The organism is Amycolatopsis sp. lyj-90, assembly GCF_046549035.1.
Taxonomy (GTDB): Bacteria; Actinomycetota; Actinomycetes; order Mycobacteriales; family Pseudonocardiaceae; genus Amycolatopsis.
The window spans coordinates 1215209-1232979 of the sequence record NZ_JAJPWP010000001.1; the positions used below are offsets into that span (position 1 = coordinate 1215209).

Below are 17771 nucleotides of genomic sequence, written 5' to 3' on the forward strand. Positions count from 1 at the left end.
ACCTCCGAGAGCCTCATCGTGGCTCATTCTTCGGCGTCAGGCACGTTTTCCTTTCCTTCCGGCGTATAGAGCAAAAGGAACGCGAGAATCCCCGCGATTCCGGCGATGACGCAGACGTTGTCGGCGATATCGGTGCCGAACGCCGTCACGAGCGGCCCGGAGCCGACGATGATGCCGAGGGTTTGCCCGGCGACGACCACGCCGCCGCCGACGAGGAAGGCGAACAGGCAGACGCGGGTCGCGGCCAGCAGGATCCGGTACACGGTGATCACGCTCCAGGCAGCCACAGCACGCCGACGGCCATGAGCACGCCGAACAGCAGTGTGGGCAGCAGGTAGTAGAGGACGACCGGGACGAAGATCCGTACCGGGTTGATCTCGGCGATACCCGCCGCGACGTAGAGCGGTGCCGCGCCCGGCGGTGAGCATCCCTCCGACGACGCCCACACGAGGATGGCGGCGAAGGCGACGTGCGGAGGGATGCCGGCGGCGGTCAGCGCGGCGAACGCCACCGGGCCGACCGCGGCGACCGTGGACGTCGTGTTGAGCGGTCCCGCGACGAGCACGATGACGACGCCGACCACGATGGCCGCCACCAGCGGGGAGACTCCGGTGAGTCCTTCCAGGTAGGGCTTCAGCTGATCGTCGAGACCGAGCGTCTTGAGCACGTTCGACGCGGCGAACGCGGAGATCATCGTGACCCCGACCAGGCCGAGTTTGGGCCCGACCGCGCCGAACAGATCCCACCACTGAGCCCGCCCCTTCGGCAGCAGCTTCCGCTCGACGAGCAGGCCGACCAGCAACATGACGATCGGCAGCCAGATGAGCAGCGGGATCGCGTCGGGAGCGTCGATGCCGATGCGGGCCGAGACGAAGTCCGCGGTCGGCGGGGCGGTGAGCAGGATCGGGACGGCGATCGAGCCGAGGACGACCAGCGACGGCCAGCCGACCTTGAACGACGCGCGCAGCGGATGGATGTCCTGCGGCTCCATCGCCTGGACGCCGCGGCGTTTGACGATCACGTAGGCCATGATCAGCCGCATCCCGACCATCCACGCGCCGGTGACGAAGATCGTCGCGACGATGTCGCCCGCGCCGAGCACCGGCATCACGGTCGGCGCGGCCAGAAGGATGAAGAACGCGCCGCTGAACGGGAAGGTGGCGCCGACACCGGCGTTCCCGGACAGCACGAGCGCCGCGGTCTCGCCGCTGGCCTTGGACCGCTTCATCCAGGGGATGGTGATCGACCCGACCGTGGCGACGATCGCGGCACCGTTGTGGGCGACCGCGCCGAACAGGCCGGAGGCGACGGTCGCCGCGTAGGCCGATCCGCCCCGCCGTCGGCCGAGGAACGAGCTGAGGATGTCGACCATCCGCTGCACCAGCCCGGTCCTGGTGAGCAGTTCGCTGACGAAGACGAACGCCAGCGCGGCGAAGGTGATCTCGGATTTGAGCCCGTCGACCAGGCTTTCCCAGGCGACGGTGAAGAAGTCCGTGCCCGCGAAAGCGGCGGTGACGAGAAAGCCGACCACCATCGCTTCGCCGATGTTGCGTTTGAAGACCGCGTTCCACACGACGATGGCGGCGATGAACGCGATCAGTGCCAGGATCGCGTTCATCCGCGAGTCCGGGGTGAGTGGTCGGTGACGAGGCCGGCGTCGCGGTAGGCGGTCTTCGCTTCCGGTCCGGAGAGGAACCGCAGCAGGTCCGCGGCCTCGGGCGGGGCCGAGGGGCCGAGCGCGGCGGAGAGTTCGCTGTAGTGCTGGGCCCCGTCGGGGAGCGGGCCGATGATCCGCGCCTGCGGGACGAACTTCAGTTCGCTGATCTGCTGGACGGCGAGGTCCGCACGGCCGTCAGTGACGGCGAGGGCGGTGAACCCCTTCTCGACGATGGTGGCTCGCGCGTTCACCTCGTCGGCGACGCCCAGGTCCTGGATCAGCCGGGCGAAGTGGATGCCGCTCGCGCCGCTGCGTGAGTAGGCGACGGATCGCGCCGAAGTGAGGGCAGTGCGGAGCGCGTCCACCGTGCCGATGTCGGGGCTGTCCAGTTCCGGTGCGGTGGCGATGCCGATCCCGCTCTTCGCCAGCACCACACGAGAATCAGAGGTGATCGCACCGGCGGCCGCCAGCCCGGCGAAGGCGTTGGACACGGCGATCACGACGTCGGGCTGAGCGCCTTGGGCGATCTTCTCGACCAGGATCGTGGTGGGGTCGAACGTGACCTCGACTTCGACGGCGTGCTTCTTCGTGAACGCGTGCAGCAGCACTTCGTCGAGTGCCTTCTTGACGGAGAGGGCGCTGAACAGGGTGATCATGGGGTGTCCCTTCGAGCGGGTGGGGAGTGGAGGGCGTCGCGCCGGCGATCGGTCAGCGGACGGGTGGGGAGACCCCGCAGGAGCAGGAAGATCTCCGCGGTGTGCTCGAGTTCTTCGAGGGTGTCCAAGGCGGTGTCGAGGTTCGTCCCGGCGACCACCGGGCCGTGGTTGGCGAGCAGCAGCGCCGGATGGCCGACGGCGGCGCGGGCGATCGGCTCGCTGATGCCGGGGTCTCCTGGTGGGTGGTACGGGAGCAGGGGAAGGCGGCCGACACGCATCGCGAAGTACGCGGTCAGCGGCGGGATGGCGTCGTCCGGGTCGAGGCCGTCCAGACAGGAGACGGCGGCCGAATACGTCGAGTGCGTGTGCACGACCGCGCTGTCGGACGGGCGCTCCCGCAGCACGATCGCGTGGAAGAACGCTTCCTTCGACGGCGGTGGTCCGGCGAGATGGTTTCCGTCGGCGTCGAGGAGCGACAGATCCCCCGGCCGCACGGTGCCGAGGCAGGCTCCGGTGGGCGTGACGAGGATCTGCTCGCCGTGGCGCACCGAGATGTTGCCCGTGCGGCCGTGGGTGAGCCCGCGGTCGTACAGCGATCGTGCCGCGGCGATGACGCGTTCGCGGTGGAGCCGGTCGCCGCTCACGGGGCGGACGCCGTCGCGAGGAGATCCGGATCGCCGAAGTTGCCCGACTTGAGCAACAAGGCGGGATGACGGTCGCCGACGGGGTGGATCCACGGCACGCCCGGTGCGGCTTCCGCCCCGATGACGCCGCCACGGACGTCGAGCGCGGTGACGATCGCGCCGGAGGTCTCACCGCCGGCGGCCACGAGACGGCGCACACCGCGTCCGGCGAGGCCCAGGGCGATGAGCCCGGTCGCCTTCTCGAGTATCCCGGCCGACCGCTCGACGCCCAGTTCTTCTTGGGTGCGCTTGAGTTCCGCCGGACTCGACGACGAGTAGACGAGCGGTCCGGGTTCGGTCAAGGAGTCGTACCAGGCGAGTGCTTCCGCCGCGAGGGCGTCCGGATCCGGCGTCGCCACCGGGTCGAGCCGGTGGGCGGGACGGCCGAGCCGCAGCATGACGGCGACCTGTTCCAGCGTTCGCGCCGAGCAGCTTCCGGACAGCACCACGGCCGGGCCCGCCGGTGCGCGGGTCTCGGTCGGCAGGGGAGTGGCGGAGGCACGCGCGGCGGCGAGCCCGGCCGCGAGACCCGCCGCGCCCGCGACGAGTGGCGCGTTCACCACGACCCGGCCCAGGAGGCGGAGGTCGTCTTCGGTGAGCGCGTCGACGAGGACGTAGCCGCTCTTGCCGTCGATCGCTTCGCGCACGGCGGTTTCCCCGCGCCGGACGATGTCGTGCGTGACGAGAGCGACCGGTGTGGTGGTCTGCGCCCGGAGCAGCCGAGGCAGGTGGGAGTCCGTCATCGGGGTCGCGGGATGGTCGCGCATGGGCGATTCGGCCAGCAGGGTCTCGCCGACGAAGAGATGCCCCTGGTACTGCGTGCGCCCGTGCTCCGGCGAACTCGGCGTCATCACGGCACGATCGGACGACAGTGCCCGCGACAGCGCGTCGAGGACCGGGCCGATGTTGCCGTGTGGCGTCGAGTCGAAAGTGGAGCAGTACTTGAAGTAGATCTGCTCCGCCTTCCGGTTTCGCAGCCACCGCAACGCTTCCAAGGACGACGAGACAGCGTTCTCGGCGGGGATCGCGCGGCTCTTGAGTGCGATCACGATCGCGTCGTGCGGCGGAAGTACCTCGGTTTCGGGTGGGACACCGAAGAACAGCAGGGTGCGCAGTCCGCCACGGCGGAAGGCGACCGCGACGTCGGTCGCGCCGGTGAAGTCGTCGGCTATCGCGCCGAGGGTGCCGGTCATGCCCCGATCACCGCCTTCAGTCTCGCGGCCGCGCTACGGGGGCCGGACACGACCGGCACACCGAGTGCCGCGGCGAGTTCCTCCGCTGCCGGGGCGAGGGAGTACTGGGCGAGCAGGACGAGGTCCCAGCCGTCGCCCCGTGCCCGGCAGGTTTCGACGAGCTCGTCCGGCGCGAGCAGCCCGCCGACCTCGACGGTGATTCCCTTGTCGCGTGCAGCCTGCTCGAAACGCGCGGTCGAGTCGCTCAGTGCCGAGGCCAGCGAGGCGACCACGAGGATCCTGCTGTGTCCGCTGGAAAGCGCGTCGTCGAAGGCCGCCTCGTCCGGGGCCAGGAGCGGGACCGGCGCGTCGACCTGCTTCGTGACTTCGCCGTAGAGCGAGCAGGTGAGCAGTACGCCGTCGGCGCCGCCGGTGACCGCGTAGGCGATGAGGTGGCGCATCCGGTCGTCCAGAGCGGTGGTGCGGCCGTCTTCGCCGACGTCGGCCAGCAGCCGGTCGTCGAGGATGTTCCAGGGCCGGGCCTGGGGGAATCCCGTTGCCAACGCACTGACGGCGGGCGGGATCGCGGCCGGGGTGGCGCTGATCAGCGCGATACGCGGGCTCATCGGAGTCGCTCCTTGATCCAGGCCAGTCCCGCTTCGGTGGTGGTGGCGGGCCCGTATTCGCAGCCGATCCAGCCCGCGTAGCTCTCGGACTTCAAGGTGTCTAAGACGTCGGTCCACGGAATGCCGCCGGTGCCGGGTTCGGCGCGGCCGGGCGAGTCGGCGATCTGCACGTGGGCGGTCCGGGGCAGGAACTCCCGCAGCGCCGCGACGATGTCCTTCTCGTCGATGGAGGCGTGGTAGACGTCGAAGAGCAGGCTCACGTGGTCCTGGCCGATCGCGTCGACCACCGCGGCCGCGTGTGCCTGGTCGTCGAGGACGAACCCCGGCGCGTCCTGTTTGTTCTGCGCCTCCAGCAGCAGCCGGACGCCGCTGCCGCGCGCCTGATCCGCCGCCCACGCGATGTTCGCGACGTACTGCGCGAAGGCACGGTCCCGGGAGACGCCGGCGGGCCGGATCCCCGCGGGCAGGTGCAGGAAGGAACTGCCCAGGGCCACCGCGTACTCCAGGCCGAGCTCCACCCCCGTGCGGAACTCGGCCGCGCGACCTGGAAGGCACGCGTAGCCGAGCCTCTCGGGGGAGCCGGGTTCGCCGGTGGGGGAGTTGACGAGGATCTGGGACAGGCCCGCGTCGGCGAGGCGCCGGACGAGGGTGGCGGCGGGGAAGAAGTACGGCGAGGCGTATTCGACGGCGGTGAAGCCTGCCGCCGCTGCCGCGTCGAAGCGCTGTTCGAAGGGGAGTTCCGTGAACAGCCACTTGAGGTTGGCGTCCAGGCGAAGTCCGTTGTGGAGGATCATCGGCGGTATCCGGGATTGGCGAGGTTGCCGGGATCGCGGCCCTGGAGGACGTCGATCACCTGCTGGGCGGCCATCAGGCTGGACCGCGACCTGGCCTGTTCGGTCGCGGCTCCGATGTGCGCGGTGACCACGACGTTGTCGAGACTGCGCAGCCTGCTGTCGAGTGGCAAGGGCTCCTCCGTGAGCACGTCCAAGGCCGCGCCCGCCAGCGCGCCGTTCTCCAGCGCGTCGGCGAGGGCTTCCTCGTCGACCACCTCCCCGCGCGCCGTGTTGATCAGGAAAGCCCCGGGTTTGACCTTCCGCAGCGCGGACGCGTCGATCAGGTGACGGGTGGAGTCGTCGAGGAAGATGTGCAGGCTGACGAAGTCGGCCTCGGCCAGGACTTCGTCGAAGGTGCGGGCTTCGACGCCGGTCTCCGCCAGGAAGTCTTGGTCGGGGTAAGGATCGTGGGCGACGACCCGCATCCCGAGTGACAGCGCCAGCCGCGCGACGGTCTTGCCGATCGAACCCAGTCCGATCAGGCCGAGCACCGCGCCGTCGAGTTCCCGCCCGCTGCGCTGCTCCCAGCGTCCGGCCTGGACGCTCGCGATGTTCTGCGGGATCAAGCGGGCGCAGTTGAGCATGAGGGCCAGGACGTGTTCGGCGACCGACCGGCGGTTGGCACCGGGGGTGTAGGTGACGGCCACACCGGCGCGGGTCGCGGCGTCGAGGTCGATGTTGTCGTAGCCGACGCCGCAGCGGCCGAACACCTTCAGCCGGGTCGCGGCCTCGATGACGTCGGCGGTGAAGGCGTCGGTGCCCGCGACGATCCCGTCGGCGTCACGGACGAGGTCGGCCAGGGGAGTGCCGGTGGCCTCGCGCTGCGCTGGGGTGGTGAAGGCGGTATCGAAACCCGCGTCCGAGAGCAGCTTGTCGACCTCGCCGCCGGGCTTCAGATACGAGGTCGTCACGAGTACGCGCTTGGTCATCCGGTTCGTTTCTCCTGTTCGAAGCTGCCTGATGCAAATACTATAGGATTCATGTCAATACTATAGCGAGGCAAGATCAAGGCTTCCGGACGCGCGGGATATCGTGAGGCGACTAAGGAGGGACACATGGCTTCCCCGCGGAGGTCCGGACGGCAGCCGCTCGCCGACCGGATGTACGAGGTGCTGCTGGGTCAGTTCACCGACGGCCGATGGTCCGCGGGCGAGCCGGTCAACATCGGTGCGCTGTCACGGGAACTCGACGTCAGCCAGACTCCGCTCCGAGAGGCGCTGGCGCGGCTGGAGCACACCGGGCTCGTCCGCCGCGAGGCGCTCAAGGGTTACCGGGTCGCCCCGCTGCTCACCGAGTTCGAGCTGATCAAGCTGATGGACGCCCGTCTCGTCCTGGAGCCAGCCCTCGCCTACGAAGCCGCGCGCCGGACGACGCCCGAGTTCCTGGGGGAAGTCCTGGAGAGCGTCGACGATCTCGCGCGCGCCGCGACCTCGCCGGACACAGCGGCCTTCAGTGCGTACTGGACGATCGACGAACGGTTCCACCTGCTCATCGCCGCTCAGGCGGACAACCCGTTCCTGGAGAAGGCGTACCGGTCGCTCGGCGGCCAGGTCCAGCGGTTCCGGTTCTTCGCGAAGCTCGGCTCGGCCAGGGGAGCGCCCGGGCTGGCGGCGGAGGAGCACCGAGCCGTCTACGAGGCGTTGGTAGCGGGGGAGGCGGACGAAGCGGCCGCCCGGATGCGACGGCACATCGAGAACGCGAAGCAACGCGTCCTGGAGGACCGAAGGTCGGTCGAGGCCGCCGAACTGCCGTCCAGTCACTGAATCTTCTAAGTGTATAACGCCCTATACGTCGGGGCGACATTCAAAAACAGTCATTAATACGCGTGAAAAAACCTGCACTGATCGTGAAGGCCTCCTTGCCGACGTTGAGCGTAGGCAAGGAGGCCTTCACGGACTTCAGTTGACGGGCTTGCCGAACCAGCGTGCGAGGTGGTCGTCCAGGTCCTGCTGGTGCTCACCGATCCAGGCGATGTGTCCGTCGGGGCGGAGCAGAACCGCCGGAACCTCCAGTGCCGCGGTGGGATCCGCAAGGTGATCGACCCGGTCCGACCAGCCGCCGACGGTCAGGCGTTCGGTGCGGTCGAGCAGTAGACCGCGGCCCCCGTGGAGCCGGTCGTACAGGCGGCCCTGCTTCACCTCGATGTCGCGCAGGCGGCGTCCGAGCAGATCGGGTCCCTCGCCGAAGTCGTAGCGGATGCCGATCGCGGTGATCTTCTCGATCAGATACCGGTTCACGTCGTCGAAGTCCATCAGTTCGGTGAGCAGCCTGCGCACGGCCTGCGGACCCGGTTCGGTGGACGACAGTGCGATCTGGGCGCGGGTGTTGTCCAGTACGTCTTCGGCGACCGGATGACGTTCGGCCTGGTAGGTGTCCAGCAGGGTTTCCGGCGCCCAGCCACGGATCTGCGCGGCCAGTTTCCAGCCGAGGTTGAACGCGTCCTGAACCCCCAGGTTGAGGCCCTGACCGCCCGCGGGCGGGTGGATGTGCGCCGCGTCGCCCGCCAGGAGCACCCTTCCGACCCGGTACCGCTCGGCCAGCCGGGTGGCATCGCCGAAGCGGGACAGCCAGCGCGGGGAGTGCACGCCGAAATCGGTTCCGGCGATGGTGTGCAACTCTCGTTTGAAATCGTCGAGGGTGGGCGGCTCCGCGCGATCCTCGCTGACTTCCGCGGCGGGGACGACGACGCGATAGATCCCTTCGCCGAAGGGGCCGAGGCTGAAAACCTTGCTGGTCTCACGGATTTCGGCCACCTTGGCCGCGATCTCCTCCTGCGGTACGCCGACGGCCATCTCGCCCATCAGCGTGTCGTTCCGCGAGGGCTCGCCGGGGAAGCCGACGCCGAGCAGTTTGCGCACCGTGCTCCGCCCGCCGTCACAGCCGACGAGGTACCGCGACCGCAGTCGCTCCCCGCAGACCAGCTCGACGGTCACCCCGTCGTCGTCCTGCTCGAATCCGGTCAGCGCACAACCGCGCCGGACCTGTGCGCCGAGTCCGATCGCGTGTTCTTCGAGCAGGTGATCGACGACCGGCTGCGGTATGCCCAGCAGGTAGGCGTGCGCGGAATCCAGGCCCTCGGGCTCGGGTTTGCTGATGGCGGCGAAGAAACCGGCGGCCGGACGCCTTCTGCCGCGTTCGAGGAAGCGCTCGAGCAGTCCGCGCATGGCCATCAGTTCGAGGCTGCGAATGTGCAGGCCGACGATCCGGACGAACGACACGGGCTCGGTTTCCTTTTCCAGGACGAGTACCCGTACGTCGTGCAGCCGGAGTTCGGCGGCCAGCGTCGCGCCGGTCGGCCCGCATCCGGCGATGATCACGTCGAATTCGTCGGTCCCGGAGGCCGGTGACGGCCCGGGGGTGAACTGCTGAAGGTGCATAGGTGGTGCCTTTCGGGAGTGCCTGTTGTCGAGGCGCTCCCGGCGACACCTACGTCAATCGCCCGACCGTAACGCAAGAGGGAGCACCCACATCGATTCTGCGTTCATGGGTCTCACCTCCTGGGGCGATGTCACGGTCGAGTGCAAGGTACAAGCCCGGGTTCGTCCCGTCCACTCCTTTTCGCCTGCCGCGTGACCATGGAATCTGCACTACGACGATAAAAATCGACACAGTGTAGACTTTGTGCTCAGGAGATCGTTTCGAGTCCTCTGGAGGGGCGATGAGGAAGCAGAAGTGGCTGATCACCGGTGTCAGCACGGGCCTTGGGCGCGCCTTCGCCCAAGCCGCCTTGGCCGCCGGGCACACCGTCGTGGGGACGGTCCGGTCCCGGGAGGACCTGCGGTCCTTCGAGGATCTCGAGCCCGGCAAAGCGCACGGCCGCATCCTGGACGTGACCGACGACGACGCCGCCTCGGCGGTGATCGCCGAGGTCGAGCAGAGCGTCGGTCCGTTGGACGTTGTCATCGCCAACGCCGGCTACGGCGTGGAGGGCACTTTCGAGGAAACCCCGCTGGCGGAAGTGCGACGGCAGTTCGAGGTGAACGTGTTCGGGGCCGTGGCGACCCTGCAGGCGGCGCTGCCTTACCTGCGCGAGCGCCGCCGCGGGCACCTGCTGGCCGTCACCTCCATGGGCGGGCTGATGGCGGTGCCCGGCATGTCCGCCTACTGCGGCAGCAAGTTCGCGCTGGAAGGCATTCTCGAGGCGCTGGGCAAGGAGGTCGCGCAGTTCGGGATCCACGTGACGGCGATCGAGCCGGGTTCGTTCCGCACCGACTGGGCGGGGCGGTCGATGTCCCGCGCCACCCGGACGATCGACGACTACGACGAGCTGTTCACCCCCATCCGTGAAGCGCGGCAGAAGGCCAGCGGCAACCAGTTGGGCGATCCGGCGAAGGCTGGGGAGGCCCTCGTGCACATCACGTCGCTCGACCGGCCGCCGTCCCATCTGTTGCTGGGCTCGGACGCGCTGCGGTTGGTCACCGCCGCGCGCACGGCGGTGGACGAGGACATCCGGACGTGGGAGGCGCTCTCCCGGACGACCGACTTCGCCGAGGGCGCGCAGCTCTGATGTCCAGGCGCACCACCGAGCGCAAGGGTGATGTCCGGGAGCGGGCCATCCTGGACACCTGCGAAGTCCTGCTGGCGCACAAGGGCTATGACGCGATGACCGTCGGGGACATCGCCCAGGGGGCCGGGATAACCCGTGGCGCCTTGTATTTCTACTTCGGCTCCAAGCAGGAGGTGGTCACCGCGCTGGTGGCCCGGACCGTCGAGCATCTGTGGGAACGGTCCCGCGTCGCCGCGGAGGCCGACGAGCCCGTCCAGGCCATCGCGGCGGCCATGCGGCGCACGGTCGAGCTGTGGAACGAGCACGGTCTTGTCATGCGGACGGCGATCGACCTTTCGTTGACCGTGCCGGAGATCGGCGAGCTGTGGAGCCGGACGGCCGACCTGTTCAGCTCGGCCATCACCGCTGTGCTGGAACGGGCCGGTGTCCGGGCCGGCGCCGAACCGGACCAGGCGTCGTCGATGGCGCGTGCCTTGTGCTGGATGATCGAGCGGAGCTTCTATCACGCTTCGCAGGAGTCCCGTGAGAGCTTGCAGCGGGCGTCCTCGACCTGTGAGCACATCTGGATGGTCAGCGCGGGCCTGACAGCTTGAGGAAGAAGGCCCGGATGTCCTCGGCGAGCAGGTCCGGTACTTCCATCGCGGCGAAGTGGCCGCCGCGCTCGAGTTCCGACCAGTGCCTGATGTCGTAGAGCCGCTCGGCCAGTGGCCGTACCGACTGCGTGATGTCGTGCGGGAACACGGCCACGCCGAGCGGTACGGGGCAGGGCGCGTTCCCTCGCTGGGTTTCGTGGTGCAGCCGCGCGGAGGAGGCCGCGGTGGCGGTCAGCCAGTACAGCGAGATGTCGGTGAGCATCCGGTCGTCGCTGACGGGGGAGCGAGGGTCCGTCCACTGTGCGAAGCGCTCGGCGATCCAGGCGAGCTGGCCGACGGGTGAGTCGGTCAGGGCGTAGCCGATGGTCTGCGGGGTGGCGGCCTGCAATGCCTGGTACGGCGGGCGGTTCGCCATCAGGTGCTTGATCTTCTCCAGTCGCGCTTGGTCCACTTCGGACAGTTCGATGCCCGCGTCCGGATCCGGCCGGGTCGGCAGGTAGTTGACGTGGACCCCGACGACCTGGTCCGGTGCGACCGTGCCGAGCGCGATCGAGATTCCCGAGCCGAAGTCGCCGCCCTGCGCGCCGTAGCGCTCGTATCCGAGGCGGTGCATCAGTTCGGCCCAGGCGCGGGCGATCCGGACGAGGTCCCAGCCGCGTTCCCGGGTCGGTCCGGAGAAGCCGTAGCCCGGGATGGACGGGATCACCAGGTGGAAGTCGCGTGACAGTGGCTCGATGACGTCGAGGAACTCCAGGAACGAACCGGGCCAGCCGTGGGTGAGGATCAGCGCGAGCGCGTCCGGGTTCGCGGACCGGACGTGGACGAAGTGGATGTTCTGGCCTTCGATCTCGGTGGTGAAGTGCGGAAGCTCGTTGAGCTCGGCTTCGTGGGTGCGCCAGTCGTAGCCGGTGCGCCAGTGGTCGGCCAGTTCTCTGAGTCGTGGCAGTGGGAAGCCGTAGTCCCAGCCCGCGTCGGTGATCTCGTTGGGCCAGCGGGTGCGGGTCAGCCGGTCGTTGAGGTCGTCGAGGTCGGCTTGGGGGATGTCGATGCGGAAGGGCTTGATCATGTCTCGTCTCCATTATGTTCGGGCACCAAACGTTTAGGTGACAAACGATAGCGCAATCGTTCGGTCGCCCAACGATTCGTTAGACTCGTCACATGGAGAACCCTTCGGAAGGGCCGGACGGCGGCTGGAAGAGCCTGCCCAGCTGGCTGCTCACCCAGACCGCGAACCATGCGCATCGCCTGGTGACCGACGGGTTCTCCGCCGTCGACGCCCGGGGTTACCACTTCCGCGTGCTGGCGACGTTGGAGGAGTCCGGTCCCGCCAGCCAGGCGACGTTGGGCCGCCGCAGCGGGATCCACGTCAGTGAGATGGTCGCGACGATCAACGAGCTCGCCGAGCGTGAGCTGGTGGAACGCGCCCCGGATCCCGCCGACCGGCGGCGGAACGTCATCTCACTGACCACCGCGGGCGAACAGCGGCTGCGGCTGCTGGAGAAGCAGCTGGCCGAGCGCCAGGACGAACTGCTGGCGCCGCTGTCGTCCGAAGAGCGAGCGCGGTTCACCGAGCTGCTGTCGAGGCTGTTGGACCACCACGACCGGCGAAGGGGCGAGGACTGGACCGGGTAGTGAAGGAGTCCTTCACGCGGCCGCTTTGTGGCCTTCCCCACGCCTTCCGTACTGCGAATCTTCGAGATCGAACGGCGAAATGACTTCGCATTGTGGACACTCTGTTCGTGCTCCGAGAAGTCGACGACCTTGATCAGCCCGCCGTTCCCGAAACGGCGCCCCGGCAGGGGCGCCCGGCGCGTGTGTTCGAGAGAGTTCTCGACAGACTGGCCTGGTCGCCCTATCCGAGGGCGATCCTGCTGTATCTCGTGATCCGGACGGCCAGTGTCCAGCTGCTCGACCTGTTGGCCGACCGGCGTGGTGCGTCGCTGACCGATCGGCTGACCGCGTGGGACGGGCAGTGGTACCTGCGGCTGGCGGTGCACGGGTACGCCGATCTTCCGGGGACGCTGGACGCGGCGAGGCAGCCTTATTCGGACGCGCCGATGGCGTTCTTCCCGCTCTATCCGAAGTTGGTCGGGGCGGTGATGTGGCTCGGGGCCGACGTCGTCACCGCGGCGCTGACGGTCTCGGTGCTGGCCGGTCTGGTGCTGGCGTGCGGGTTGATCCGCATCGGGCGCGCGGTGTCGCCGGAGCGCGGTGACCGGACCGGGTTGCTGCTGGTGGCGTTGTGGGCCGGGGCGCCGATGGCGATCGTGTTCTCGATGGCCTACACGGAGGCGGTGTTCTGCGCGTTCGCAGTGTGGGCGCTGGTGGGAGTGCTGGAACGGCGATGGGTGCTGGCCGGGTTGTGCGCCTTCGCGGCCGGGCTGTCGAGGTCGACGGCGGTGGTGCTGGTCGCGGTGGTCGTCGTCGCGGCGTTGATCGCGGTCTTCCGGCATGCCGAGGAGCGGCGGTGGGCGCTGGTGGGCGCGGTGATCGCGCCGCTGGGGGTGGTGGGGTATCTGGGGTTCGTCGCGTACCGGACGGGCAGTTGGACCGGTTGGCAGGACATCGAACTGCGGGGCTGGAACACCGAGTTCGACTTCGGGGTGGAGACCGCGGAGTCGGTGCTGGCCCGGTTGACCGGGGACGAGTCGGTGTTCAGCACACTGACGGTGTTGTTACTGCTGGGCGCGGTGGCGCTGGCGGTGATGGCGGCGTTCATCCGGGTGCCGTGGCCGTTGACGCTGTACGGCGTCGGGGTGCTGTTGCTGGCGATCGGGACGCGGGGGCTGCCGGACGCGAAGATCCGGTTCATTCTGCCCGCGTTCCCGGTGCTGATCCCGATCGCGATCGGGTTGGCGAAGCGGCGGACGGTCACGGCCGTCGCGGCCGCGACGGCGTGGGTGGTCCTGGGCGCGTGGTTCTCGGCGCATGCCCTCACGGCGTGGCGATACGCGATCTAGGACGCTTGCCGGGTCCGGTGGTCGGCGACGTGGACCCTGGTGGCGCAGCGGGTGGAGCAGAACCGGCGGCGTCCGTTGCGGGAGACGTCGACGTAGACCGTTTCGCAGCCTTCGCGTGAGCAGACGCCGAAGCGGTCCGGGGCGTCGCAGACGAGGTGCGCGAGCCCGCCCGCGGTGTAGGCCCGGACCCGGGGGACGGTGCCGGCGTGCGCGTCGACGTAGTGCAGGTGGGGCGCTTTGCCGTCGTGGGTCGAGATGTACGGCTTGGACGCGGAATCGTGCAGCAGCGCGTTGACCAGGTCGACTCGCGCGTCCGGGGCTGCTTCGAAGACGTTCCGGAGTCTGGCGGTCCAGGCGATGATCTCGGTCGATTCGGATTCCCGGACGGCGGGGACGGTGTTCATGCGGTCTTTGAAGACCGCGGTCAGGGCGGCCGGGTCGGCGGCGTCGCCCAGGTTGACCAGGTCCACGGCGATCTGCGCGGCCGCCCCGCCGTAAGGGTTGAAGTGCATTGACCCATTACAGCACGATCGGGGCATGGAATCGAACCTGTGCCCGCGGTGTGGGTGGCCGCTGGCGGAACTGCCCGGAAGCGCGACGAAGTCCCAGCGGGTCTCCCAAGGGAGGCTCGAGTACGTCCGGTGCCTGTGCGGGAGCTGGCTGGCGCGGGTCGACGGTGTCGTGATCGGGGCGACGAAGTCCCAGCTGGGACAGGCTCAGCTTTGACGGTGGCGCGCGTCGGCGAGCAGTTGCGCGAGCGCGTGCACGGGGGAGGTCTCCAGCTTGTGCCGGTGGGCGTCGTAGCGGTCGCGGGTGGTGCGGATGTCGGCGTGGCCCAGCAGGTCCTGGACCTTCTGGACCGGGACGTCGTTGGCCAGCAGCAGGGTTCCGGTGGTCCGCCGCGCGGTGTGCGGGGAGATGGTGTTCGCTTCGGTGAGCCCGGCTGCCTTGGCCTGCGCCCGGAGGAGGAACCAGACATCGCGTTGCGCCAACGGTTTTCCGCCGCTTTTGGTGCTGTCGTACCGGTGGGGCATGGTCGCGAGCAACGGGCCGGTCAGTTCGTCGGGACGGACCCCGGTGCGGGCCGCCCTCAGGTCGAGGTAGCGGCGCAGCGGGTGCAGGGCGGCGGGGACGAGCGGGACGAAGTCGCGGTGGCCGCCTTTGGCGGTGTAGCGCAGGATCGTGTGCCCGGCGTCGATGTCGAGGTCGCGCACGGTGGCGGTGGTCAGACCGGAGACGCGCAGGCCGGTGTAGAACAGGATCGCGACGACGGCGGCGTCGCGCCAGGACGCTTCGGTGTCGTTGGCGCGGGCCCGGTTCTCCATGTGGTTCAGCAGTTTCGCCGTCGACTCGCCGCCGAGCGCGGGCAGCGGCGGGGTCTTGCCGGTCTTGGGCCGGTTGACCGCGGAGACCGGGTTGCGGTCGGCGATGTCGTTGGACTGCAGATACCGGTACCAGCTGGAGATGCCGGCGAGGGTGCGCGCGACGGTGGAGTCGGCGGCGGGCCGGGGCAGGCCGTCCCTGCCGGTGACGGTGAGGGTGTTCTTCCAGGCGTCGACGTCGGCGCGCCGGGCCGTCAGCGGGTCGAGTCCCGTGCGGTCGCACCAGCCGAGCCAGGCGGCGAGGTCGGCGTAGTAGGCGCGGCGGGTGTGGTCGGTCTTGTCGGTTTCCAGCCAGAGCGTGGTGATGTGCCGGATGGCGTACCGGTCGAGCGGGTCGGCCGGGGGGAGCGCGGGCAGCAACGCGACGGCTTCGGCGAGGACCTGTCGCCGGTTCTCGGCCTTGGTCTCCGGCAGTTTCGGGGCTGCGGGCACGAGTTCGGCGGACATCACGATCATCCTAACGCAACGCGGTCCGTCACGACGGTGAAACTCGGCTTGTCCGGTCCTTGTCTTGTTCGCTATCGGCAAGTTCGTAATGGGCCCCCTCTTTTTCTGCTCGTCACGTTGATGACGCACTGGGGATTGGGGGTTGGCACAATGGATGGCCGATCCCCTGCGTCCCCCCTTTTTTTGCGTGGGACCGGGCGAAAGGCTCTTTCTGTGCAGTTTCCTCCTGCACCGTGATCCACAAGTGTGGAATGACGCCGACGAGTACCTCCCGAAACGCTAGGAGAATCCCCCTCAGGGCTACAAGTCCGTCTATCTCCCTTATGGTTTCGGGGCAGCCGCCTGTGAAGGAAAATCCGGTGATGGGGCCGATTCTGGCCCCACCGGAATTCCGATTCGCCGGTTCTCAGGTGTAGTACCCGGCAACCGGGACACGGGCCTCGTCGAACAACGCAGGCCCTTCCAGCCGCACCGCCGGCGCGGTGGACGGCGGCTTGAGCGCGGTGACCTGCTCGCCCGACAGGGCGAACACGACCCGTCCCAGGCCGGAGCGTTCGATGGCGCCCTGGCACATCCCGCACGGCTGGCAACTGGTGTACATCGTCGTCTCGGCGGCGACGGCAGGGTCCAGTTCACGTGCGGCCCACACGGCGAGCTTCAGTTCCGGGTGGAGGCTGATGTCCGACTGCGACACCGACGTGTTGTGGTCTTCGGCCAGCACCGTGCCGTCGGGGCCGACGAGAAGCGAGCCGAAGGGCGGGTCACCGTCCTTACGGGACTTCGCGGCCAGCTCGATGGCGTGGCGGAGGAACTTCTCGTCTTCGTCGGTCATGATCGCTCCCGTTCCGGCCGGTATCGGCCCAGTTCCCAGTGTGCTGCCACGGTCGCCAAAGCCTGCCAGGCGGCTTCCGGGCGGAGTGTTTCCTCGGGGTCGCCGGAGAACGGGTCGAGCACGACCGTCTCGGCGCCGAGGTGGCGAAGCCGGTCGAGGTCGTCGACGATCTGCTCGATCGTGCCTTCCCCGGCGAGGCGTTCGGGTCCGGTGATCGGACTGTCGGTGACGTTCAGCAGGATCCGCGGGGTGAACGCGGGGACGGGCCGCTCTTGGGCGTCGGCGATCGTCTTGACCCTGGTGAGCGCTTCGGTGAGCCAGGGGAGTGAGGTCCGCAGCGGATGCCAGGCGTCACCGACGCGGACGGCGCGGCGGATCCCGGCGTCGCTGTTGCCACCGACCCAGATCGGGATGTCGCCCGCGCGGTAGTCGGCGTCGTTCGCCCACGCCTTCCGGACGGCGTCGAGGTGGTCGTCGGTCAGCCGTCCTCGTTTCTCGAACGGGACGTCGAGCGCTTGGAACTCCTGCCGGGCCCATCCGGACGCGACACCGAGCACGAGCCGTCCACCGCTGAGCTGGTTCAGGTTCGCGGCCATACGGGCGATCAGCAGTGGATGCCGGTACGGGACGATGAGCACGGTGGTGCCCAACCGGATTCTGCTCGTCACGCCGGCCAGCCACGACAGCGTCGTGAACGGCTCGTAGAACGGCGCCGGGTACTGCTCGGCGACGTCGGGGGTGATGGCGACGTGATCGGACACCATGAGCAGGTCGTAGCCGAGGCCTTCGACCGTGGTGGCCCAGCCGCGGAGGATTCCGGGGTCGGTCCCCGGTCCGAAATTCGGGACGTTGACACCTATTCGCACAGGCCAAGGCTATCCGTGCGACGGCGGCCCGGGAAGAGATCTTTCCCGGTGTGCGGGCGTTCCCGCCGTGGATCTGCCGGTATTCTGGCCGGATGGCCGAGACTCTCGACGCGACGGACTGGGCGATCCTGATCGAGCTCCAGAAGGACGGGCGCCTCCCGCTCACCGAGCTGGGGAAGCGGGTCAGCCTGAGCGCCTCGGCGACGACCGAGCGGGTCAAGCGGCTGGAGTCGGCGGGGGTGATCACGGGCTACCGCGCCGACATCGACCTCGAAAAGGCCGGGTACGTGGTGCTCGCGGTGGTGCGGCTGAAGTACCCGGGAAGCAAGCACTCGCCGTTGTACAAACTCCTGGCGGAGCGGACCGAGATCCTCGAATGCCTCCGGACGACCGGTGACGACTGCTATTCGCTGAAGATCGCCGCGCCGTCGATGGGGCGGCTGGAGGAGATCGTCAACGAGCTGGCGCTGTTCGGGAGCACGAACACCAACATCGTCTACAACCAGACGTTGCCCTACCGCGGACCGCAGGGCCCGTGACCGGTCGGGTCACGGGCC

21 protein-coding genes are annotated in these 17771 nt (G+C 68.8%); 7 read left to right on the forward strand and 14 right to left on the reverse strand.

Going from position 1 to position 17771, the window contains the following annotated elements:
- Positions 1 to 23: 23 nt before the first annotated feature.
- The 8 genes from ACLJPX_RS05260 to ACLJPX_RS05295 are packed head-to-tail and all read right to left on the reverse strand — an operon-like array spanning position 24 to position 6556.
- Positions 24 to 287 (reverse strand): hypothetical protein, encoded by a 264-nt coding sequence (locus tag ACLJPX_RS05260; RefSeq protein WP_410598970.1) that lies wholly within the window; start codon positions 285 to 287, stop codon positions 24 to 26.
- Positions 269 to 1618 (reverse strand): SLC13 family permease, encoded by a 1350-nt coding sequence (locus tag ACLJPX_RS05265; protein ID WP_101607757.1) that lies wholly within the window; start codon positions 1616 to 1618, stop codon positions 269 to 271. Before ACLJPX_RS05265 ends, ACLJPX_RS05260 begins: the two co-directional genes overlap by 19 nt.
- A complete protein-coding gene (locus ACLJPX_RS05270; protein ID WP_410598971.1) occupies positions 1615 to 2313 on the reverse strand; it encodes a molybdate ABC transporter substrate-binding protein in 699 nt (232 codons plus the stop codon). Before ACLJPX_RS05270 ends, ACLJPX_RS05265 begins: the two co-directional genes overlap by 4 nt.
- Positions 2310 to 2957 carry a 3-oxo-tetronate 4-phosphate decarboxylase gene (gene otnC, locus ACLJPX_RS05275; protein WP_410598972.1) on the reverse strand — a complete coding sequence of 216 codons (648 nt, stop codon included), beginning with the start codon at positions 2955 to 2957 and terminating at the stop codon, positions 2310 to 2312. Before otnC ends, ACLJPX_RS05270 begins: the two co-directional genes overlap by 4 nt.
- Complete coding sequence (gene otnK / locus ACLJPX_RS05280; RefSeq protein WP_410598973.1) at positions 2954 to 4189, reverse strand: 3-oxo-tetronate kinase; 1236 nt, start codon at positions 4187 to 4189, stop codon at positions 2954 to 2956. Before otnK ends, otnC begins: the two co-directional genes overlap by 4 nt.
- Positions 4186 to 4794 (reverse strand): hypothetical protein, encoded by a 609-nt coding sequence (locus ACLJPX_RS05285; protein ID WP_410598974.1) that lies wholly within the window; start codon positions 4792 to 4794, stop codon positions 4186 to 4188. The genes otnK and ACLJPX_RS05285 overlap by 4 nt, the downstream gene beginning before the upstream one ends.
- The gene (locus ACLJPX_RS05290) at positions 4791 to 5588 is read right to left on the reverse strand and encodes a hydroxypyruvate isomerase family protein (protein ID WP_410598975.1); all 798 of its coding nucleotides are present in this window, start codon (positions 5586 to 5588) and stop codon (positions 4791 to 4793) included. The genes ACLJPX_RS05285 and ACLJPX_RS05290 overlap by 4 nt, the downstream gene beginning before the upstream one ends.
- Positions 5585 to 6556 carry a phosphoglycerate dehydrogenase gene (locus ACLJPX_RS05295; protein ID WP_410598976.1) on the reverse strand — a complete coding sequence of 324 codons (972 nt, stop codon included), beginning with the start codon at positions 6554 to 6556 and terminating at the stop codon, positions 5585 to 5587. The genes ACLJPX_RS05290 and ACLJPX_RS05295 overlap by 4 nt, the downstream gene beginning before the upstream one ends.
- 126 nt (positions 6557 to 6682) lie before the next feature.
- On the opposite strand from ACLJPX_RS05295, the gene ACLJPX_RS05300 reads away from it, so the two are divergent.
- Positions 6683 to 7390, forward strand: coding sequence for a GntR family transcriptional regulator (locus ACLJPX_RS05300; RefSeq protein WP_410598977.1), 708 nt, complete (start codon positions 6683 to 6685; stop codon positions 7388 to 7390).
- A gap of 135 nt (positions 7391 to 7525) precedes the next feature.
- Here ACLJPX_RS05300 and rox read toward each other — a convergent pair whose 3' ends face one another.
- Complete coding sequence (rox, locus tag ACLJPX_RS05305; RefSeq protein ID WP_410598978.1) at positions 7526 to 9004, reverse strand: rifampin monooxygenase; 1479 nt, start codon at positions 9002 to 9004, stop codon at positions 7526 to 7528.
- Between the two features lie 281 nt (positions 9005 to 9285).
- Here rox and ACLJPX_RS05310 point away from each other — a divergent pair, with 281 nt between their 5' ends.
- Positions 9286 to 10134 (forward strand): oxidoreductase, encoded by an 849-nt coding sequence (locus ACLJPX_RS05310; RefSeq protein WP_410598979.1) that lies wholly within the window; start codon positions 9286 to 9288, stop codon positions 10132 to 10134.
- A complete protein-coding gene (locus ACLJPX_RS05315; RefSeq protein WP_410598980.1) occupies positions 10134 to 10727 on the forward strand; it encodes a TetR/AcrR family transcriptional regulator in 594 nt (197 codons plus the stop codon). Before ACLJPX_RS05310 ends, ACLJPX_RS05315 begins: the two co-directional genes overlap by 1 nt.
- On the opposite strand, the gene ACLJPX_RS05320 is transcribed toward ACLJPX_RS05315, so the two are convergent.
- The gene (locus ACLJPX_RS05320; RefSeq protein WP_410598981.1) at positions 10705 to 11793 is read right to left on the reverse strand and encodes an epoxide hydrolase family protein; all 1089 of its coding nucleotides are present in this window, start codon (positions 11791 to 11793) and stop codon (positions 10705 to 10707) included. The two genes, ACLJPX_RS05315 and ACLJPX_RS05320, sit on opposite strands and share 23 nt — an antisense overlap.
- Positions 11794 to 11885: 92 nt before the next feature.
- On the opposite strand from ACLJPX_RS05320, the gene ACLJPX_RS05325 reads away from it, so the two are divergent.
- Positions 11886 to 12359 carry a MarR family winged helix-turn-helix transcriptional regulator gene (locus ACLJPX_RS05325; RefSeq protein ID WP_410598982.1) on the forward strand — a complete coding sequence of 158 codons (474 nt, stop codon included), beginning with the start codon at positions 11886 to 11888 and terminating at the stop codon, positions 12357 to 12359.
- Positions 12360 to 12466: 107 nt separating this feature from the next.
- On the forward strand, positions 12467 to 13687 hold the full coding sequence (locus ACLJPX_RS05330) for a hypothetical protein (protein ID WP_410598983.1): 1221 nt from the start codon (positions 12467 to 12469) through the stop codon (positions 13685 to 13687).
- Here ACLJPX_RS05330 and ACLJPX_RS05335 read toward each other — a convergent pair.
- On the reverse strand, positions 13684 to 14199 hold the full coding sequence (locus tag ACLJPX_RS05335; RefSeq protein WP_410598984.1) for a CGNR zinc finger domain-containing protein: 516 nt from the start codon (positions 14197 to 14199) through the stop codon (positions 13684 to 13686). The two genes, ACLJPX_RS05330 and ACLJPX_RS05335, sit on opposite strands and share 4 nt — an antisense overlap.
- Before the next feature lie 25 nt (positions 14200 to 14224).
- Between ACLJPX_RS05335 and ACLJPX_RS05340 the strand changes: the two genes are divergently transcribed.
- The gene (locus ACLJPX_RS05340; RefSeq protein ID WP_410598985.1) at positions 14225 to 14413 is read left to right on the forward strand and encodes a hypothetical protein; all 189 of its coding nucleotides are present in this window, start codon (positions 14225 to 14227) and stop codon (positions 14411 to 14413) included.
- On the opposite strand, the gene ACLJPX_RS05345 is transcribed toward ACLJPX_RS05340, so the two are convergent.
- From ACLJPX_RS05345 to ACLJPX_RS05355, 3 genes are all read right to left on the reverse strand, one after another.
- The gene (locus tag ACLJPX_RS05345; protein WP_410598986.1) at positions 14404 to 15516 is read right to left on the reverse strand and encodes a tyrosine-type recombinase/integrase; all 1113 of its coding nucleotides are present in this window, start codon (positions 15514 to 15516) and stop codon (positions 14404 to 14406) included. The genes ACLJPX_RS05340 and ACLJPX_RS05345 overlap by 10 nt on opposite strands.
- Positions 15517 to 15922: 406 nt before the next feature.
- Entirely contained in the window at positions 15923 to 16348 is a 426-nt protein-coding gene (locus ACLJPX_RS05350; RefSeq protein WP_410598987.1) for a nucleoside deaminase, read from the reverse strand.
- A complete protein-coding gene (locus tag ACLJPX_RS05355; protein ID WP_410598988.1) occupies positions 16345 to 17214 on the reverse strand; it encodes an LLM class flavin-dependent oxidoreductase in 870 nt (289 codons plus the stop codon). Before ACLJPX_RS05355 ends, ACLJPX_RS05350 begins: the two co-directional genes overlap by 4 nt.
- Before the next feature lie 92 nt (positions 17215 to 17306).
- Here ACLJPX_RS05355 and ACLJPX_RS05360 point away from each other — a divergent pair, with 92 nt between their 5' ends.
- The gene (locus ACLJPX_RS05360; protein WP_410598989.1) at positions 17307 to 17753 is read left to right on the forward strand and encodes an Lrp/AsnC family transcriptional regulator; all 447 of its coding nucleotides are present in this window, start codon (positions 17307 to 17309) and stop codon (positions 17751 to 17753) included.
- The last annotated feature ends 18 nt before the right edge of the window (positions 17754 to 17771 follow it).

Coding starts and splice junctions, on each gene's coding strand:
- ACLJPX_RS05335 (WP_410598984.1), bottom strand. CDS start 14,199: ATGCACTTCAACCCTTACGGCGGGGCGGCCGCGCAGATCGCCGTGGAC.
- ACLJPX_RS05350 (WP_410598987.1), bottom strand. CDS start 16,348: ATGACCGACGAAGACGAGAAGTTCCTCCGCCACGCCATCGAGCTGGCC.
- ACLJPX_RS05345 (WP_410598986.1), bottom strand. CDS start 15,516: ATGTCCGCCGAACTCGTGCCCGCAGCCCCGAAACTGCCGGAGACCAAG.
- ACLJPX_RS05290 (WP_410598975.1), bottom strand. CDS start 5,588: ATGATCCTCCACAACGGACTTCGCCTGGACGCCAACCTCAAGTGGCTG.
- ACLJPX_RS05285 (WP_410598974.1), bottom strand. CDS start 4,794: ATGAGCCCGCGTATCGCGCTGATCAGCGCCACCCCGGCCGCGATCCCG.
- ACLJPX_RS05360 (WP_410598989.1), top strand. CDS start 17,307: ATGGCCGAGACTCTCGACGCGACGGACTGGGCGATCCTGATCGAGCTC.
- rox (WP_410598978.1), bottom strand. CDS start 9,004: ATGCACCTTCAGCAGTTCACCCCCGGGCCGTCACCGGCCTCCGGGACC.
- ACLJPX_RS05340 (WP_410598985.1), top strand. CDS start 14,225: ATGGAATCGAACCTGTGCCCGCGGTGTGGGTGGCCGCTGGCGGAACTG.
- ACLJPX_RS05270 (WP_410598971.1), bottom strand. CDS start 2,313: ATGATCACCCTGTTCAGCGCCCTCTCCGTCAAGAAGGCACTCGACGAA.
- ACLJPX_RS05295 (WP_410598976.1), bottom strand. CDS start 6,556: ATGACCAAGCGCGTACTCGTGACGACCTCGTATCTGAAGCCCGGCGGC.
- otnK (WP_410598973.1), bottom strand. CDS start 4,189: ATGACCGGCACCCTCGGCGCGATAGCCGACGACTTCACCGGCGCGACC.
- ACLJPX_RS05325 (WP_410598982.1), top strand. CDS start 11,886: ATGGAGAACCCTTCGGAAGGGCCGGACGGCGGCTGGAAGAGCCTGCCC.
- ACLJPX_RS05265 (WP_101607757.1), bottom strand. CDS start 1,618: ATGAACGCGATCCTGGCACTGATCGCGTTCATCGCCGCCATCGTCGTG.
- ACLJPX_RS05315 (WP_410598980.1), top strand. CDS start 10,134: ATGTCCAGGCGCACCACCGAGCGCAAGGGTGATGTCCGGGAGCGGGCC.
- ACLJPX_RS05320 (WP_410598981.1), bottom strand. CDS start 11,793: ATGATCAAGCCCTTCCGCATCGACATCCCCCAAGCCGACCTCGACGAC.
- ACLJPX_RS05310 (WP_410598979.1), top strand. CDS start 9,286: ATGAGGAAGCAGAAGTGGCTGATCACCGGTGTCAGCACGGGCCTTGGG.
- ACLJPX_RS05300 (WP_410598977.1), top strand. CDS start 6,683: ATGGCTTCCCCGCGGAGGTCCGGACGGCAGCCGCTCGCCGACCGGATG.